This window comes from Bowmanella pacifica (assembly GCF_014645355.1).
GTDB lineage: Bacteria > Pseudomonadota > Gammaproteobacteria > Enterobacterales > Alteromonadaceae > Bowmanella > Bowmanella pacifica.
In genome coordinates, this window is sequence record NZ_BMLS01000009.1 from 50,681 (window position 1) to 67,834 (window position 17,154).

The 17,154-nt window shown below is 51.8% G+C and carries 11 protein-coding genes; 3 read left to right on the forward strand and 8 right to left on the reverse strand.

What is annotated here, in order from left to right:
- Positions 1-16: 16 nt before the first annotated feature.
- From recD to recC, 3 genes are read right to left on the reverse strand one after another with little or no spacing between them, the layout of a single operon-like run.
- Positions 17-1,909, reverse strand: coding sequence for an exodeoxyribonuclease V subunit alpha (gene recD, locus IEX02_RS19285; protein WP_188699076.1), 1,893 nt, complete (start codon positions 1,907-1,909; stop codon positions 17-19).
- Positions 1,903-5,445: an exodeoxyribonuclease V subunit beta gene (gene recB, locus IEX02_RS19290; protein WP_188699078.1), complete on the reverse strand. Its 3,543-nt coding sequence runs from the start codon at positions 5,443-5,445 to the stop codon at positions 1,903-1,905. Before recB ends, recD begins: the two co-directional genes overlap by 7 nt.
- A complete protein-coding gene (gene recC / locus IEX02_RS19295; RefSeq protein ID WP_188699081.1) occupies positions 5,442-8,735 on the reverse strand; it encodes an exodeoxyribonuclease V subunit gamma in 3,294 nt (1,097 codons plus the stop codon). The genes recB and recC overlap by 4 nt, the downstream gene beginning before the upstream one ends.
- Positions 8,736-8,903: 168 nt before the next feature.
- Here recC and IEX02_RS19300 point away from each other — a divergent pair, with 168 nt between their 5' ends.
- The 3 genes from IEX02_RS19300 (at position 8,904) to IEX02_RS19310 (ending at position 13,250) form a co-directional block, all read left to right on the forward strand.
- Positions 8,904-11,576 (forward strand): cation-transporting P-type ATPase, encoded by a 2,673-nt coding sequence (locus IEX02_RS19300; protein WP_229702300.1) that lies wholly within the window; start codon positions 8,904-8,906, stop codon positions 11,574-11,576.
- Between the two features lie 92 nt (positions 11,577-11,668).
- The gene (gene ppk2, locus IEX02_RS19305; RefSeq protein ID WP_188699085.1) at positions 11,669-12,436 is read left to right on the forward strand and encodes a polyphosphate kinase 2; all 768 of its coding nucleotides are present in this window, start codon (positions 11,669-11,671) and stop codon (positions 12,434-12,436) included.
- A gap of 352 nt (positions 12,437-12,788) precedes the next feature.
- The gene (locus IEX02_RS19310; RefSeq protein WP_188699087.1) at positions 12,789-13,250 is read left to right on the forward strand and encodes a GreA/GreB family elongation factor; all 462 of its coding nucleotides are present in this window, start codon (positions 12,789-12,791) and stop codon (positions 13,248-13,250) included.
- 231 nt (positions 13,251-13,481) lie between these two features.
- Here IEX02_RS19310 and IEX02_RS19315 read toward each other — a convergent pair whose 3' ends face one another.
- The 5 genes from IEX02_RS19315 to IEX02_RS19335 form a co-directional block, all read right to left on the reverse strand.
- A complete protein-coding gene (locus tag IEX02_RS19315; RefSeq protein WP_188699089.1) occupies positions 13,482-14,009 on the reverse strand; it encodes a GNAT family N-acetyltransferase in 528 nt (175 codons plus the stop codon).
- Position 14,010: 1 nt separating this feature from the next.
- The gene (locus IEX02_RS19320) at positions 14,011-14,616 is read right to left on the reverse strand and encodes a DNA-3-methyladenine glycosylase I (protein ID WP_188699091.1); all 606 of its coding nucleotides are present in this window, start codon (positions 14,614-14,616) and stop codon (positions 14,011-14,013) included.
- 9 nt (positions 14,617-14,625) lie between these two features.
- A complete protein-coding gene (locus IEX02_RS19325) occupies positions 14,626-14,913 on the reverse strand; it encodes a YciI family protein (RefSeq protein ID WP_188699093.1) in 288 nt (95 codons plus the stop codon).
- Between the two features lie 13 nt (positions 14,914-14,926).
- A complete protein-coding gene (locus IEX02_RS19330; protein WP_188699095.1) occupies positions 14,927-15,505 on the reverse strand; it encodes a TetR/AcrR family transcriptional regulator in 579 nt (192 codons plus the stop codon).
- Between the two features lie 258 nt (positions 15,506-15,763).
- Positions 15,764-17,008, reverse strand: coding sequence for a glycoside hydrolase family 18 protein (locus IEX02_RS19335; protein ID WP_188699097.1), 1,245 nt, complete (start codon positions 17,006-17,008; stop codon positions 15,764-15,766).
- Between the last annotated feature and the right edge of the window lie 146 nt (positions 17,009-17,154).

Consider the following 17,154-nt stretch of genomic DNA (forward strand, 5'->3'; position numbering starts at 1 on the left):
GCTGAAAATCCTAGTTTTAGCTCACTGACAACCTAACCGCCAAACGCGAACCACGTTGGCAATGAGAGGTTAAGGCAGATTGAATCTGTCCTTCATCAGCAAACAGGCTGACCTGCTTCCTAGCCCGGGTGATGCCGGTGTACAGCAATTCACGATTGAGCAGGCTGGAATGCCCCTGTGGCAGGCAGATAATAGCGTGTTCAAACTCTGAGCCCTGACTTTTATGAATGGTCATAGCATAAAGTTTTTGCCAGGCAGGTAATCGGCTGGGTAACAAGGCTCTGAGACTACCATCCATCTGCATAAACCATACTTTCAAAAGCCCATCGCTATCCGCCATACAAATGCCGATATCACCGTTAAATACTCGCACCTGATAGTCATTTTGGCTGACCATCAGCGGACAGCCAGGATAAAGCTCCTGAGTGGGTTTAATCATTCCCCTACGGGTCAACTCAAGCTCAATACGCGCATTTAACTGCTCAACGCCCCATGGCCCACGACGGGTAGCACACAGCAGTTGCTGTCCCTGCAATGCGGCAAAGGCGGCCCGCAGGTCCAGCTTGGCTATCGCAGACATATAGTCCTGCAGCAGACGGCACATCAGTTCAACCACTTGTCCCGGCTCCGCCCTGTTGTACCAAGTGACATCACTCAGCGCCGGGTTTCGCAAACATGCCACGACGCCCGCCACTTGTCCCTGATTAATTGCCATGGCCAGTTGCCCTACACCGCTTGCTGCGGTGAAACGATGGCTTTTTCTTAACATCACCAAATTGTTCTGAACCAGGCTTACGGACTTCTCGGCGGGGATAAGCTGTGCATCGCCCAATTGATTAAGCAGCCTGGTGGTGGTGGCATCGTATTGTCCCTGCTCTTTGAGCCACAGGGTATCAGGTAGACTTTGACAGATGTCTCCCAATACCGAACCGACTTCAACCGACGCTAACTGCTGACGATCCCCCAGCATCACCAAACGGGCATGCTGCGGCAGCGCGACCAACAGCTTTGCCATCAGCGGCAGATCCACCATAGAGGCTTCATCCAAAATCAGCATATCCAACGCCAGTGGATTATCCTGGTGATGGCGGAAGGTACTCTTGCCGGGCTGATAGCCCAGTAAACGATGCAAGGTGGCCGCTTCGCTAGGTAAATGCTGGCGTAGAGCGACTGGCAAACGTTCCCTGGCCATCGCGATAGACTCGCTGAGCCTGGCTGCCGCCTTACCGGTAGGCGCCGCCAGTACGATACGTAAAGGGGCCGTTTTAGCATGGGCCGCCAATCCCTGAATCAGCGCCATTAAACGGGTGACCGTAGTAGTTTTGCCGGTACCCGGCCCGCCGGTAATAACACAAAGTTGGCGACTGGCGGCCAGAATAACAGCGAGCTTTTGCCAGTCCACGCCCTCCTGCGGTGCACCGAAAAGCTGTTCAAGTAAGTCTCGAGCACCCTCATGGTCTACGCACAGTTGTCCGGCAGCCAATTGCTTCAACTGCCCTGCCAGCGCCACCTCGTACTGCCAATAACGCTGCAGATAAAGTGCCTGACCATCAAGGACAAGAGGACAAACTCTGTCCGCCTGCTCGGCGTCTGCCTTACTAACACTCACCGCCACCTCCAGCAACTCTTGCAGTTGAGAGGTAAATAACATGGGTAAGGGCTCGGCCAGCGCTGGCACACACAGGTTATACAAACGCGCAAGTTCATCCAGTTGAACACACACATGCTGGGCACCTAACTGCTGGCTAACAATAGCTGCCAGCAGCCCCAACTGTTGGGCCTGCAGTTCACCGCCTTGCATCTCACTTTCGGTGATAAAGTCCCCAAACCCCAGATCAAGCCCGGTACAAGGCAAGGGACTTCGCTTAGGATCCAATAAGGGTTTTAAAAAGGATGCGCTATCTAACATAAGCTCAGTTGCTCCATTTGGCTGCTGTCCGCACTTTTGCCCTCAAACAACGCATCCAGGGCCTGTATCATGGCTTTTTCCGGGCGTAGCTGAAATATTCCCTGCCCGGGCTGTGAAAGGCTCATGCCACGTAAAAACCAATAGCAGGCACCGCCCACATGGCGGTCATAGTTATAGTCGCTCAGCCGACTTTTTAACCAGCGGTGTAAAGCCAGACAGTACAACACCGCCTGCAATTGATAGTCGTGCTCCAACATAGCCTGTCGCATCTGCGCCTGACCATAACTAACGAAATCGCCCCCCAGATGGTTAGATTTATAATCCGCCACATACAACTTGCCGTCGTGGATAAAGATAAGATCCACAAAGCCCTTGAGCATACCGTTTAAGGTATCGAAGTCGTAACGTGCTGGCATTTGTGGCATATGGGTTTGCAGAATATGGTTAAACTTGTGGGCCTGAACCTGATGCAGCGGCAAATGAAACTCAAGTTCGACTCTGGCCTGACGAATATCTGCCAGACAAAGCGCAGACGTTAGCTCCAGGGGGGTATGTAAAACATCCCACAGCCAGTCCTGCACCACCTCATACCAGCTAGGCTCAATAGCATAGAGTTCGGCTTGCTGCTCGATACTTGCCTGCAATTGCGCCTCACTGATACGCAGGCCTTGTTCAGGACTATCCGCCATCATGACTTGCTCCAGCACCGCGTGCAGGAACAAACCGGCTTTCGCCCCTTTCACAAAACCAAATCTGTCCAAACTGGGCTGCGCGTCTGGCACAGGAGTCACTGGCACTACGCCCTCATCATGACCTGGAGCCGGCAGATGATCCCGCTGCTGACTAATGGCAGAGTAGCTGGTCAGACGCCAGCTCTGGCGAAGGCTACGCCCGACTCTGGCGCAGTCCAATTGTTGAGGCTCAGCCGTCATAGCGCCGTATAACAGCGGCTCCATCTGCGCCATGGGACAGTAGAATATTTGTTGCTGGTCTGCCAGTGCACTTAACGAAACAGCCAGCCCCGCCGCAGGCATCTCTCGGCCTGGGCCGAACAACAATGCCCCAAGCGCGGTAGAAGTAAGCGCTGAACTGCGGCTCATCCCCCCTGCGGTGGTATCAAAGACCCCCACACTGCACCAATGCTCTGAGCGGGTCAGGGCCACATAGAGCAAGCGAATATCTTCAGCCAGTTTTTCCCGGCTCGCCTTTGCCAGGCTTTCTTCCCGACCGAGAAAGTCTACCCACAGCCGTCGCTCATCATCGTGATACAAGGGATCAAGTCGCTTTTGATAACGACAGGCGAAGGGCATAAACACCAGCGGATACTCTAGCCCCTTGGATGCGTGCATGGTGACGATTTGCACCAAATTATCATCGGTTTCCAGGCGTAACTGCTGGCCTTCGTGGTTATCATCCGGTTCCAGTAAGGTCTGCGCAAACCAATGTAAAAGCTGACTTTCGCCCTGCAAAATCAGGCTTTGCTGCTGCAGTAACTCAAACAAGTGACGCAGATCGGTAATACGGCGCAAACCATCATCAAAACGGGCCTGCAAGGATGGCATCAGTCCCAGTTGCTGCTGCATTTGCGCCAGCGCACTGGCAATCCCCTGACGTTGCCACAGCCGTTGCCAGTGATAAAACTGCCCCAGCAATTCCTGCCAGCGGCTGTCATCCGCCAGCCAGCTTTCAAATTCTGTGCTATTTAAGCCCACCAGCTCGGTCAGCATGGCGGATTTCACCAAAGCCTCTTCGCCTGGGCTATGCATAGCCTGCAATATCAGCAATAAATCCGCCGCAGTTTGGGTGGCGAACACACTTTTTCTGACCAAAAACACCGACGCAATTTGCAACTCGGCCAGCGCATCTCGCATCAGCTGTGCTTCAAATCTGTCTCGCACCAACAGAGCACAATCGGCCGGACGCACTGCGCGAAGTTGACCGCCATGACGTATCTGCGCCCGCCCCTGCATTCCCCAGGTTAACCACTGACAGATCTGTCCGGCAAAGTGGCTGGCCAGCGTCCGCTGCGCGGCGTTGAAACCCAGCGGGCCATCGCTGTCTAAGTGCTGAAAAGCCAAACCGGCCTGCGGCTCACCATCCATCAGCAGCCGCTTGCTATCCTGACCGGCTCGTACCGGCAAAAATGGGATCTCCTGGTTATACAAAAAGCCCTCTGGGCTTTGACTGAACAGTCGATTAACCGCCTCAACCATAGCGGGCTCAGAGCGCCAGTTCGTATCCAGGGTAAAACAACGGCTCTCGCCCACCCGTTGTTTGGCTTCCATATAGGTAAAAATATCGGCACCACGAAACCCATAAATGGCCTGCTTAGGATCGCCAATCATAATCAGGCACAAGCTTGTGGCGACAGGGTACAACTGACTGAAAATCTCATACTGCACCGCATCGGTATCCTGAAATTCGTCAATCATGGCGGCCGGATAGGCCTGACGAACTGCCGCCTGCAGTGCCTCGCCGTTGACACCTTGTAAAGCCTGGGCAAAGTGATTAAGCAGGTCGTCCGGACTCCATTGGTTAGCCTCATATTTGCTGCTGGCCAGTTGTTGACGTAAATGCGCAATAGCGTCCAAACAAAGGGTGACTTTGACTCCTTGGTGCAATTGCTCAGCAAGTCGAACCAACTGTTCAAAGCGGGCAAAATCCAGGTCGGAGAGATCCGGACTGCTCTTACTTAATGCCTTCGCTACTTTTTCGGGCAGAAACTCAGCAAAACCGGCCCCCTGATTGAAAAACAACGCATCGCTTCGACAAAAGCTGTCCATCTGCGTCAGTATTTCACCTTTCCCCAAACGCGAACGCTTATTGAGTTTGGCCTGCCACAAGCGCTCCAAGACCTGACTGTTCTGCCACCAGGTTTTAGTATCTGCCACTAGCCACTGATACTTAGCCAGTATCTCTTCGAGGGCAACGGGTTTATCCGGACTACAGAACGGCTGATTCAACAGGCTGCGCACTTGCCCCAGCAAGGCTAGCGGCTGCGACCAGAGGCCAAGCGCCACTTCCAAAAGCGGGGCGGATAATTGCAACACCCTGAGGCGCCAAAAGTCTTTAATGGCCTGATGTAAATGTAAGGACTCATCCAGAATCAGTTCTTGTTGATAGCGGCTACCACTTTCAAACGCATGGCGGGTCAGTACCCGCTGACAGAAACCATGAATAGTAAAGACGGCCGCCTCATCCATCTGTCGTAATGCTAACTGCAAACGCCGACACGCCAACGCGCGGTCTTCAACTTGTTCAATCAAAGCGGCCAGAATCGGATCGTCGCTGGCACCCACATACATATCCAGATTAGCCTTGGCTAAAATAGCCCGGATGCGGCTTTTCAACTCAGCGGTAGCGGCATTGGTAAAGGTCACCACCAGGATCTGATCCACATTCAGCGGCGCACAGCCGACACCAAGTAACAAACGCAAGTAAAGCCGCACAATAGTGAAGGTTTTGCCTGTGCCGGCACTCGCTTCAATCAAAGACTGTCCAGATAATGGGAAGTCTGCAATACGTAAGTGCTTCATGCCTGACTCCAGCTAAACAACGGACCAAGCATGGCCTGACTAACGGCAATAAAGTCATCTTGGTGCAAGCTCAGATCCGGCCAGATTCGGGCAATATGCACTTCCTGGCCTTCGCCCCTGGCGAAATCGTTACCCACAAAGGTGTTCAAGACCTTGTCCATATCGCCCTTTTCCAACCACAACCAGGCGCATTCAGGCAACAACAGCAAAGGCTGTTTATGTCCGTCCCGCCAAGCCTGTACGTAGACAATCAGGCATTCCAGTGCTTGCTCTGGACTCATACCTTTGAGCACAAAAGGCGCCGAATCCGTGCCCACAAACACCGCCGAGCTTAATTGATGACCATTGGCACACAACATCAGCATACGTAACCAAAGAGAGAGCTTGTCCTTGGCTCGCACCTTGCCGGCCCGCCACAATACCAATTGGTCGGCATAAATATGATCCTGCCACCCTTGAATGGTGACCCCAGCCACTTGCAGGTGCAATACCGCGCGCGCACTCTGATGATCAAGGCAGTATTGCGCTAGTCTTTCGCGGATGTCGGCCGCCTGGCGCATCACCGCATCCAGCGCTAATGTGCCGGCATGTCCGCCCGGCAACAGTCCCTCCGCCCGCAGACGGATTGCCAAGCTATCCTGTTCTGTTGCCCCTTGTTGCCAGTCAACCAATCTGTCGAGCAACTGATACCGTTGCAAACTATCCAATACAAAAGGTTCGTCTTCCTCAAGACTGTCTGGCAGATAACCAAATCTGGCCTGCCAACGCAGTTGGAAGAAACCTTTGGCGGGATTTTGCATAAAGGCGATAAGCTCTTCACAACCCAGCGTGCTTTGCACCTCAATATCTGGCAGCCCTTCCACCATAAAGGCTTTGGGTAGCGGTGGCTGAAACTGCCCTCTGGCCAGGCTCAGCCAATAGCTGTCAAAACTCGTCGGCTTAGCAGCAGCAAAATAGTCGGCATGAAAAGGCTGTAAATGCTGAATTTCAATAAGGCCATCGCCAACCGGACGACCGTCTTCGTCACAATAAACCAGTTGGCAATAGTCCAGCAGTTCGCTCAACAATACCGAGGGCACCAGCGCCTGATTATCTCGGGCACTGCGGCCCTGATAGCTGATATATAGTTGCTCACGGGCCGATAGCAGCGCCTCCAGAAACAAATACTTATCGTCCAAGCGGCGTGAACGATCGCCTTTTCTGCCAGCGCTATGCTGCATCAAATCAAAGCCCACGGGGGTTACCTGGCGTGGGTAGTCCGCATCATTCATCCCCAGCAGACATACCAGTTTAAAGGGCACACTGCGCATCGGCATCAGTGTGCAGAAGTTCACGCTGCCAGCCAAAAACCGCTGCCCCACCCCCGACTCCTGCAACTGTTGCTCCAGCGCCTGACAAAACACTTGCTGTTCAATGGCTGATGCATATTGATGCTGGTGTTCAGACAAGGTACTAAGCGCCTCGCGCAGCCCCAGCCAGACAGTTTCATCGTCACCGTCCACCAGATACATCTGTTCAATATGTGCCAGTACCCAATCAACCTTTTCGGACAGCGGCAAGGCACACTGACAGAAGCTAAGCCAATCGGTGAGTTGTTGTAAAAACAACAATAATTTACCCAATACCTGACTACTCTGCCCTTCCAGTTCACCATAGGGAGCAATAGGTAGTTGCCCATCCTGCCTGGGCTGTGCATACAACTCGCTTTGCATGGCATAGCCACTGATCAAACGTTTGAGGCCAAATAACCAGGTATTTTGTTGATCCTCAGGCAACTGCCAGCGCTGCTTGTCCTGACCATCCAGCCCCCAACGCACGCCCACATCCAGCAAACAACGACGTAACTGGGCAAATTCCCCGTCGCTCAGCTCAAAACGGCGCAAAATAGCTGGCACCTCAAGAATATCCAGCACTTCGGCCAGGGTCAGGCGCGACAATTGCAGTTTATTAAGGCTGATAAAACTATTCAGCAGCGGCGATTCTTGCACTAAGCTGCGATCAGAAATGGCATAAGGAATAGCCAGTTCCTGGCGGTGGCCGCCAAACACCCCGTGAATCAGCGGCGCATATTCGGCCACATCCGGCATCATCACAATCACGTCACCGGGATGATTATCCGGACCTTGACGGAAAAAGCGCAGCAAGTGGTCATGCAAGACTTCCAATTCCCGCAACCTGGAATGGCAACTAACGACCTTGAGGCTGTTATCACCAGCGTCTATGACTTGTCTGGGTAAACTTTGATCTTGACCAAGCAATGCCTCTGCACTGAGCGGCTCCGGACTGCCGCGCAACGTCAGGTTAAGAATCTCATGCTGTATATGCTCAAGCAGATTTTGTGGTACCTGCTCAACAAATAAATCGTGCTGCTCGGGCGACCGCTCCAGTAGCATATCCTGAAAATCCTGGCCTAACTTACCCCAGGAGGCCAGCAAAGGATTGCCCACATCCAGGTAATCCACCAGCTCATCGCCGTCGGCCAATTGCGCTAATGCCGCCCGTGCTTTGCGCTTTTCATCGACAATATCTCCCCAGTACTGCTGACTGGGGTTAAACCAGAAAATCACCACCTCTATCTGTCTGGCCAGGGCATCCAGAATTTCCAACTGCTGCGCAGGCAAGGCAGAAATGCCAAACACCAACAAGGTGGCAGGCAAAAATCCACGGCAATCCTGCTGTTGGAGTTTTTCCAGCAAGCTATGATGCAAGTTGCCTCTGTGCCAGGGTGACTCCCCTAAGTGCTCGGTATATTGCCCCAATGCCTGCCACAACTGGGCCTGCCACTGCTGCTCGGCGTCCGGAAGCTGCTCTACCCGCTCGTCTTGTTCCCAGGCTTGCAACCAATCGGGACGATAAACCAGATATTGGTCAAATAAGTCGGCAATTTTCTGGCATAGCTGATACAGCTTCAGCCCTTGAGGCTCGGCGTCTTGCCCTAAGTACCCCGCTACAGCGCTAAAAGCGGGCTGCTGGCATATCGCAGGCAAAATAGCCATCAGCTTCCAGGTCATATTGTCCTTGGTAAAGGCCGATTGCTGGGGTAAATCCGGCAATAATCGCTGATACAACTGATTCCAGATGAAGCTGGAAGGCAGCGGAAACTCCAAATTGGCGGCGATGCCCAAAGACTCGGCCACCTTAAGCTTTAACCACTGTGCCATCCCCGGGCTTTGCACCCAAATAGGTTGAGGCGCGAACAGGTTGTCTAGGGTTCGGCTGTCGTTGGCTATCTGCTGGCATAGCTGTGCGGCCAGCACTTCCATTTTGTTTGATTGAACAAGATGTAGCATAAGGCGTTGATTTTATTGTCCTGAAGCCATGGTAACACAGCGCAGGCCAATGCCTATGCTGACATATTTTTGTTACTGCTGTTGGGCTACACTGAGCTTGAGCACGAACACCAATGTAGACCGGAGTAAGCGCGGCCGAGACGGTAAGGTTAAACGATGGGAGCCGACATGGATAACTGGCATCAGCTCAATGTAGAGCAACTATGGCAGCAACTTGACAGTGAACAGCAAGGCCTGGCCCCATCGCAGGTAGACCAGCGCCTGCAACAATACGGCCCTAACCAGCTCCCACAGGCTAAGGGCAAACCGGCCTGGCAGCGTTTTATGTTGCAGTTCCACAACATCCTGATTTATGTGCTACTGGTCTCATCCGTTATTACCTTCTGGTTAGGTCATGTAGCCGACAGTCTGGTCATATTGGCGGTTGTGCTGGTCAATGCGCTGGTGGGCTTTATTCAGGAAGGGAAAGCCGAACAGGCCATGCAATCTATCAGGCAATTACTGGCTCCAAAGGCGGCCGTGATTCGAGCAGGAATCCGACAACATATCCAGGCCAGTCAGTTGGTACCGGGAGACGTGGTATTACTGGAAGCGGGAGATAAAGTGCCTGCAGATCTCAGACTCTTTCGCTGCCATGGCCTGCAAATTCAGGAAGCGGCGCTCACCGGTGAGTCGGTACCGGTGGAAAAACAAACTCAGGCTGTCGATGCTATGGCCGCCCTGGGCGATCGCACCTGCATGGCATTTAGCGGCACATTGGTTACCAACGGTCAGGGCGCTGGGTTAGTGGTAGCAACCGGCCAACAAAGCGAAATTGGCAAGATCAGCGGTTTACTAAGGGATGTGACGCAGATCACCACCCCACTGGTTGAACAAATGGGCGTGTTCGCCAAATGGCTGACCCTGGTCATACTTATGCTGGCAGCCGCCTTGTTGATTTCAGGTGTCACCCTGATGGGTTATGAACTACAGACCCTGTTTCTCAACATTGTGGCACTGTCGGTTGCGGCAATTCCCGAAGGCTTACCGGCAGTACTCACCATCACCCTGGCCATTGGCGTGCAACGTATGGCCAAACGCAATGCCATCGTCAGACGTCTACCCAGTATTGAAACCCTGGGGTGCGTATCCGTGATCTGTACCGATAAAACCGGCACCCTGACCCGTAACGAAATGATGGTGGTCAGCACGGCCGTAAGTGCCGGGGATTATCAGGTTGAAGGCGAAGGGTATGAGCCTTTTGGCAGGCTGCAAGGCCCTAATGCTGCTGCATCGGACGAACTCCTTGCCATTGGACTAGCGGCCCAGCTGTGCAATGACGCCACACTGGTTAAGGCAGATGAACAATGGTTGGTACAGGGCGATCCCATGGAAGGCGCATTACTGGCCTTTGCCGCGAAAAGCGGCCTTACAGAAGCACAACATAAAGCCTGGACACGCAGCGACCTCATTCCCTTTGATTCTGCCCATCGTTTTATGGCAACCCTTAATCACGATCATCAGGGACATGGCCTAATCCTACTCAAAGGTGCCCCGGAAAAGATTTTGTCTTTATGTCAATGGCAGCGAGGCCCTGACAACACGCAGCAACCTTTAGCGCAATCTTACTGGCATGATAAAGCCGATAGACTGGCAGCGCAGGGGCAAAGAGTGCTGGCCCTGGCACAAAAAAACACTCATGCCCAGCATTTGGCCCTGGAACTTACAGATCTGGATGCAGATGTGGTGTTGCTAGGCCTGGTGGGAATGATTGACCCACCACGCCAGGATGCCATTGAGGCGGTTCATCAATGTCAGCAAGCCGGCATCCGGGTAAAAATGATCACCGGTGACCATGCCAAAACCGCCGCCGCAATCGCTACCCAGGCCGGCCTGAAACATGCTGATAAAGTGCTTACCGGTGCGCAATTGGAAGTCATGGACCAAGCCACCTTGGCCGAACAGATTTTGAACGTTGATGTATTTGCCCGCACCAGTCCGGAGCATAAACTGCGCCTGGTCATGGCGTTGCAGGAGTTGGGGCTGGTAGTGTCGATGACAGGTGACGGCGTAAACGATGCCCCTGCACTTAAACGGGCCGATGCGGGCATTGCGATGGGCTGCAAAGGTAGCGAGGCGGCGAAGGAAGCCTCGGATTTGGTTCTGGCTGACGACAACTTTGCTTCCATTGCCGCCGCAGTGCGCGAAGGCCGCACTGTGTATGACAACATTAAGAAAGTGATCAGCTGGACACTGCCAACCAATGGCGGTGAAGCCGGCATTATAGTGCTGGCTCTGCTGCTAGGGATGACCCAGCCCATTACCGCCATCCAGATTCTGTGGGTAAATCTGATTACCGCCGTCACCCTGGGCATTGCCCTGGCTTTTGAACCAAGTGAGGCCAACTTAATGACCAGGCCACCCAGACCGCGCAACGCCCCCTTGATAAGCGGCGAACTGGCCTGGCAGATTATCCTGGTCACTTTGCTATTTATCTGCGGCGTATTTGGGGTTTCTTATTATGGCACCAACCTAGGCTATGAGGCCGAGCTCACCCGCACCCTGGCGGTCAATACACTAGTCGTTATGGAAATCTTCCAGCTGTTCTTTATCCGTAATCTCTATAACACAAGCTTAAACTGGCAGATAATCAAGGCTACACCCATGGTCTGGGCAATGGTCATCACCGTGGTGCTGGCACAGTTGGCTATTACCTTTATGCCCCCGTTACAAAAGGTCTTTGGCACCCGCGACATAAGCTGGCAGGACGGACTGCTGATACTGGGTGTGGGTATATTGTTATTCATTTTGCTGGAGGCGGAGAAACAACTGCGCCACTGTCTTTTGCACAAGGCCAGATAATGGATATGTAGCGCACTTTGCCTATGACTCCTACCGCTAAAATATTTAAGACTTCGCTCAACAGCTGGTATAACAGCCAAGAGGAGTGAGAAATGGATAAACAGCAATATAAGCAACAGCTCAAAGCCTTGCAGGTAGAGCTCATCCAGTTACAACAATGGGTGGCCAACAGCGGACAAAAGTTGGTGGTGATTTTTGAAGGGCGCGATGCCGCCGGTAAGGGCGGCGCTATCAAAGCCGTTAGCGAACGTCTTAATCCCCGGGTGGTCAGGGTGGCGGCGTTGGGGAAACCTTCGGATAAAGAGCGCCAGCAGTGGTATTTTCAGCGCTATGTAGAGCATTTGCCCAGTGCCGGTGAAATCGTGCTATTTGACCGCAGTTGGTATAACCGCGCCGGTGTTGAGAAAGTCATGGGCTTTTGTACCGATGAAGAGCATCAGGAGTTTTTACGCGCTTGTCCGGAGTTTGAGCGCATGCTGATCCGCTCCGGGATCCGACTAGTCAAATACTGGTTCAGTGTGTCCGCAGAAGTACAGGAGGCGCGCTTTCAGGAACGGCTGGACAACCCGCTTAAACGCTGGAAATTTTCCGATATGGATCTGATTTCGCGCAGCCGCTGGCGAGAATACAGCCAGGCACGCAATGAAATGTTCAAACATACCGATACCCAGGACAGTCCCTGGTACATCATTGACGCCAACCATGACAAAAAAGCCCGACTGAATTGTATCAGCCACTTGCTGTCGTTGGTGCCTTACCAACAACAGCCCTTTCCTAAAGTGGAATTGCCAGGTATGGAAGAACAACATCGGGATCTTGCCATTCCCGATAAGGTCAAACGCGTCCCGGAAACGTACTAATCTGCCTCTAATATTGATAGCAAGGAACAATCAATGTACTCCAGACGCGGTCATTCAGGCTGGAGTGCAAAAAATTCTACTGAATAATCAGAGTAATTTTTCAAGCCCATTTAAATTTCCCCTGATCTCTGCCTGAGGTCATTGATTATAAATAAATTTATATATTTTCTTTAAAATAATCACCGACTTGCCTTTTATTTTTTAAGCGGTATGCTATTAGGTGAATTTTACGGAGACATCCATGCATCATCTTAAAAACAAAAAAGTTTCAGTCTGTCCGGACTAAGCCGGGAAGTCTTTTTTAACTTCCCGGCATTGAAAAACAATTCTGTGTTTTTTATGGGGAAGTCTGATGAGAGCCTTTTTTTTACGGCTATCAAATACAATAGCCAATCATATTCGTTATTTTTTTATCTATAGTCCCTCTATTCTTTTTCTCTCACCGGTTAAGCTGCTTGCTGCCATAGAGAGAGTGGCACCACAGCGCAACAGCCAAACATCATTACCCAGTGTATGCGTTGGTGACAGAGTACTGGTGTGGGATCTGCACGCTAAAACATTGCTGAAACTGACCTTGGTTGCCGGCCAGCAGTCCAACCCTGAAAAAGGCTTGCTGTCGGTCTGCTCCGGGTTGGGTATTGCGCTGCTTGGCAAACACCCCGGTAGTTATTGCCATGTTTCTATTTTCCATAAAAAACATGCATTCCGTTTGCTACTTATTCTCAATGGTGTTGATGAACACCATTTTGACAGTAAGGGAGAAATGCGCCATGAAGAAGCAATAATGCCGCTAGAAAACCTTCATCAGTATTAAATGGATACTGAATTTACCCAGCTAAAGTCAGCGGCATCTTTAGTGATTACTTTTATTCGGAGAATATTTGTTTATGTCTAAAGAAAAAGAAAAGAAAAAACCTGCAAAATCTCTCAAAGAGAAGCGCAAAGAAAAAAAAGAAAAACGTTCAAATAACGATTAAATATTGATTTATCACTGCCATGATTCAAATCACTAAGCCGGGCTAGCCCGGCTTTTTTTTTGGTTCTGTCACAAGCTAAGATCCTGGGGAATAACCGCATAACAGTTAGCATCGCACAGCTGACCTTGATGATATAACTTGTTGCGCTGCAGCGCTTCCAACCGACCGCCCAAGGACACGGCTACCTTATTACTGGCCAGGTTATTAACCAGTACCAGAATCTCAATACGCATCAAGCCCAGTTGAGTGAACCCATAGTTAAGCGCCAGCTGAGCAGCTCGTTTGGCAATGCCCTGCCCGACTGCATCGCTACGCACCCAATAGCCAAGGCAGCCCACCTTGTGTTGCTCGGTGATTTGGTTGAGTCCAACCCCGCCGAGCAAGCGGCCGCTTTGTCTATCCACAATCACGAAACGATAGTCACTGCCTTCCTGCCAAGCGTTAGCCGCCCCTTGCACCCAGGCTTTAGCATCCTCGCAAGCATAGGCTTCACTGCACCAGGGTAACCAGGTGGACAAATGCACAACAGATGAACGCACCGCCTCGTACAAAGGCTCAACGTCATCTGCCCGATAGGGTCTAATCCTGATATCCATGTTAGGGCTTGTTGAAGGTTTTTCTGGCCTGCGTCACTTTTTGCCGGGTCACGCAGTCTGGCGCATGATCGTTTACCAGCCCCATGGCCTGCATAAAGGCGTAGACGGTAGTGGGGCCAACAAACTTCCAGCCCTGTTTTTTCAGCGCCTTGGATAAAGCCTCAGATTGACTGCTAGTAGCACGCATCTGCAACTGTTCGGTATCCGGCTCAGCTTCTTCAAAACGCCAGAAATAACCCGCCAACGAACCTTCTCGCTCAATCAGCTCAATGGCCCTTTGAGCATTGTTGATCACCGCCTCTATTTTGCCGCGATGACGGACAATGCCCGCATCCTGCAACAGGCGCTGAATATCCTGCTCATCAAAACGGGCCACCTGATGAAAATCAAAGCCCTTGAACGCCATCCGAAAATTTTCTCTTTTGTTCAAAATCGTGCGCCAGCTCAGGCCCGATTGAAAGGACTCCAGGCATAGCTTTTCAAATAAACGGATATCATCCTTAACCGGAAATCCCCATTCATTATCATGATAAGGCAGAAACTCCGCCGCACCGCCGCACCAGTTACAGCGGGGCTGGCCATCCACAGGCTCGATATAAGTACTCACACGCACTCCTTAATTGAGTAAAAAGGCAAGACGCTGATCAGCCTGGTTGGGTGCCACTTCGATAATTTCGCTGCTGACCACCTGATGCTGCACAAAGGGGTCCTCTGCCACGCGCTGTTGCAGCGCTTCCAAGCTGGTATTATGGGCAAGCAACATGCCTCCCTGCGCAGGTTTCAAACTGCCCACCAGCAGAAAAATCCCCGCTTCCCGGCCTAGGGTTATCCAATCTTTATGTGCTTGCATATAGTGTCCGGCGTTGGCATGGTTTTGGGCAAATTTTAATAACACAATAAACATCGACACTCCTTGATTATCTCGGTAGCGACTGAATTTGCAGGTCCAGCCATTGATTCAGCAGCTTAACTTCCTGCTCGATAAAGGCCATATCGTTAAAAGCGTTGGCCAAGGTGGCAATGCCCTGGCTGCGGGCCAGCAGATGCATGGCCAGGGTGTCGGCTTGCTGCGGGGAAAATCCCAGGACAACAAGCTGTTCACCTAACCATTGGCGAAACAGACTGAATAAGTCATTGGCACGGTCCAGGGCCTGATGATTAAGCTTGGCCAGCTCGCTGGTCAGGCTGCCGAGCGGACAACCGTATTTAAGGATCTTGCTGCTATTGGCCACCAGAATCTGGATAAAACAATCTATTCTGGCTCGCGGCGAATCCCCCTGCAGCTGCCAGGCGTCCAGCATCGCATGGGTGTTGGCCAGGCGCCGAGCGATAACTGCCTCGAGGATCTCGTCCTTAGACTTAAAGTGATAGTAGAAATTGCCACGGGAAATCTGCACCGCCTCGGCAATATGGGCAAAGGAGGTAAATTCATAGCCCTGCTCATAAAAAAGCCTATCCGCCTGAGCAACTATATGCTCGCGTTTGGATACTTGCATTACTCTGATTGCCGCACTAGGACACTTGACCTACAAGTTAGGGCAAATGTCCTAGCCATGCAAGCAAAAATCGAAAAACATCTTATCTGTAAAGGGTATATTGATTCATCGGGCCCTTGACAGGGCCTGGTATACAAACAGCGCAGATAAACTGGATACCTTCGACTTATGAAATGGATAAGCCAGCTTACGGCGTCGTGGTTTATCTACTTAGTGACTACGTTTTTCTAAACCCGATGGGGTTACAGGCACAACGGTTCACTTTGCGCCAAGCCCGGTAACTATGGCATCCAGCAATTCACCTTGCTCGGTATCACCGCTGAGTTGCCAGAAAAAGGCACCGCCTAAGCCTTTTTGATTCACGTAGTCCATTTTTCCCAGAATGGTTTGCGGTGTGTCGTAGCTCCACCATTCACCGTTACATAAGCCATAGGCCGTGCCGCCTAAGGTTCCCGTGGCGGGACAATAGGTTTTCAGCACATGATAGGCATTACCGCCAGCTTCTTTCTTGCCCTTCGCAGGCCCAGTGGCGGTTGCCAGGGCTTCGGTTTGCTCAATACCTGCCCAGCCGCGACCGTAAAAGCCGATACCCAGCAAAATTTTATCCGCCGGAATACCTTGCGCTAGCATGTAAGCAATTGAATCATCAGCGTTGTTTTTCTCATGCGTGGTGCCTTTGGCAACAGCAATCGGGTACAAAGGGGAATGAGGATAAGTCGGGCCCTGCGGTGACCAGGCGCCAGCATAATCGTAAGTCATGGGCATAAAGAAATCGAGATAAGGCGCGGCCTTAGCGTAGTCTGCCGCGCTTAGGATAGATAGCGGAGCCCCAATGGCCGAGGTGACTAAGCTGTCGCGACCAAACCTGTCCCGTACCGCTTTGATCAGGTGGTAATAGCCGTCAGGGCCACTTTTATCACATTCAACACCACAGGCATTGGGGTATTCCCAGTCAATATCGATACCGTCGAACAGGCCAGCCCAGCGCGGATCATTAAGTAGCGCATGGCAGGAGTCTGCGAATCGCTCAACATCTTTGGCGGCCTCAATAAAACCGACCGACCCTGTCCATCCACCAATAGACCACAGCAGCTTCACATCTGGATACATGGCCTTGAACTTAATCAACTGGCCAATAACACCTTTAACCTTGGCATCCTGGCTATCCGCCATGCCATCCACGCTGTCTTGTGCACTATAGTGATGTTCAATGCTGGCAGGTATCTCATCCAGCACACATTGCCCGTCGGCTAGCCCACCGAAGGCGAGCAGAATATGGGTAAGTTGGTCGGCCGCACCGCGAGTTACAATATCTTTAACGCGGTAGCCACGTTCGGGCTCCCACAGCGGAAAATACCCCACCACCCTGGACTTTCCAGTACCTGCTGTAGCTGACATGGAGTTCGGTTTGTCTGCACCACTATGTCTTCGGTCAGATTCAACGCATCCACTCAGCAACACGGCAACCAGCAAGCCACTGAAAATTCTGTTTATCACGCGCATATTTCCCCCTGTATAAGGCCATACAATGTTACTAAAGAACAAAGATATGATAACTAAATGTTAAAATCTATCTTAAATGAAACGCCTCTTCTTTCCGCTTAGATATCGCAGCAGGTATTGTCAAAACTAAGTTGCCGCACCCCCAC

Excerpts from the sequence above, each read along its gene's own strand:
- recB (WP_188699078.1), bottom strand. The coding sequence starts at position 5,445 with ATGAAGCACTTACGTATTGCAGACTTCCCATTATCTGGACAGTCTTTG.
- IEX02_RS19315 (WP_188699089.1), bottom strand. The coding sequence starts at position 14,009 with ATGGATATCAGGATTAGACCCTATCGGGCAGATGACGTTGAGCCTTTG.
- IEX02_RS19310 (WP_188699087.1), top strand. The coding sequence starts at position 12,789 with ATGAGAGCCTTTTTTTTACGGCTATCAAATACAATAGCCAATCATATT.
- recC (WP_188699081.1), bottom strand. The coding sequence starts at position 8,735 with ATGCTACATCTTGTTCAATCAAACAAAATGGAAGTGCTGGCCGCACAG.
- ppk2 (WP_188699085.1), top strand. The coding sequence starts at position 11,669 with ATGGATAAACAGCAATATAAGCAACAGCTCAAAGCCTTGCAGGTAGAG.
- recD (WP_188699076.1), bottom strand. The coding sequence starts at position 1,909 with ATGTTAGATAGCGCATCCTTTTTAAAACCCTTATTGGATCCTAAGCGA.
- IEX02_RS19335 (WP_188699097.1), bottom strand. The coding sequence starts at position 17,008 with ATGCGCGTGATAAACAGAATTTTCAGTGGCTTGCTGGTTGCCGTGTTG.
- IEX02_RS19330 (WP_188699095.1), bottom strand. The coding sequence starts at position 15,505 with ATGCAAGTATCCAAACGCGAGCATATAGTTGCTCAGGCGGATAGGCTT.
- IEX02_RS19300 (WP_229702300.1), top strand. The coding sequence starts at position 8,904 with ATGGATAACTGGCATCAGCTCAATGTAGAGCAACTATGGCAGCAACTT.
- IEX02_RS19325 (WP_188699093.1), bottom strand. The coding sequence starts at position 14,913 with ATGTTTATTGTGTTATTAAAATTTGCCCAAAACCATGCCAACGCCGGA.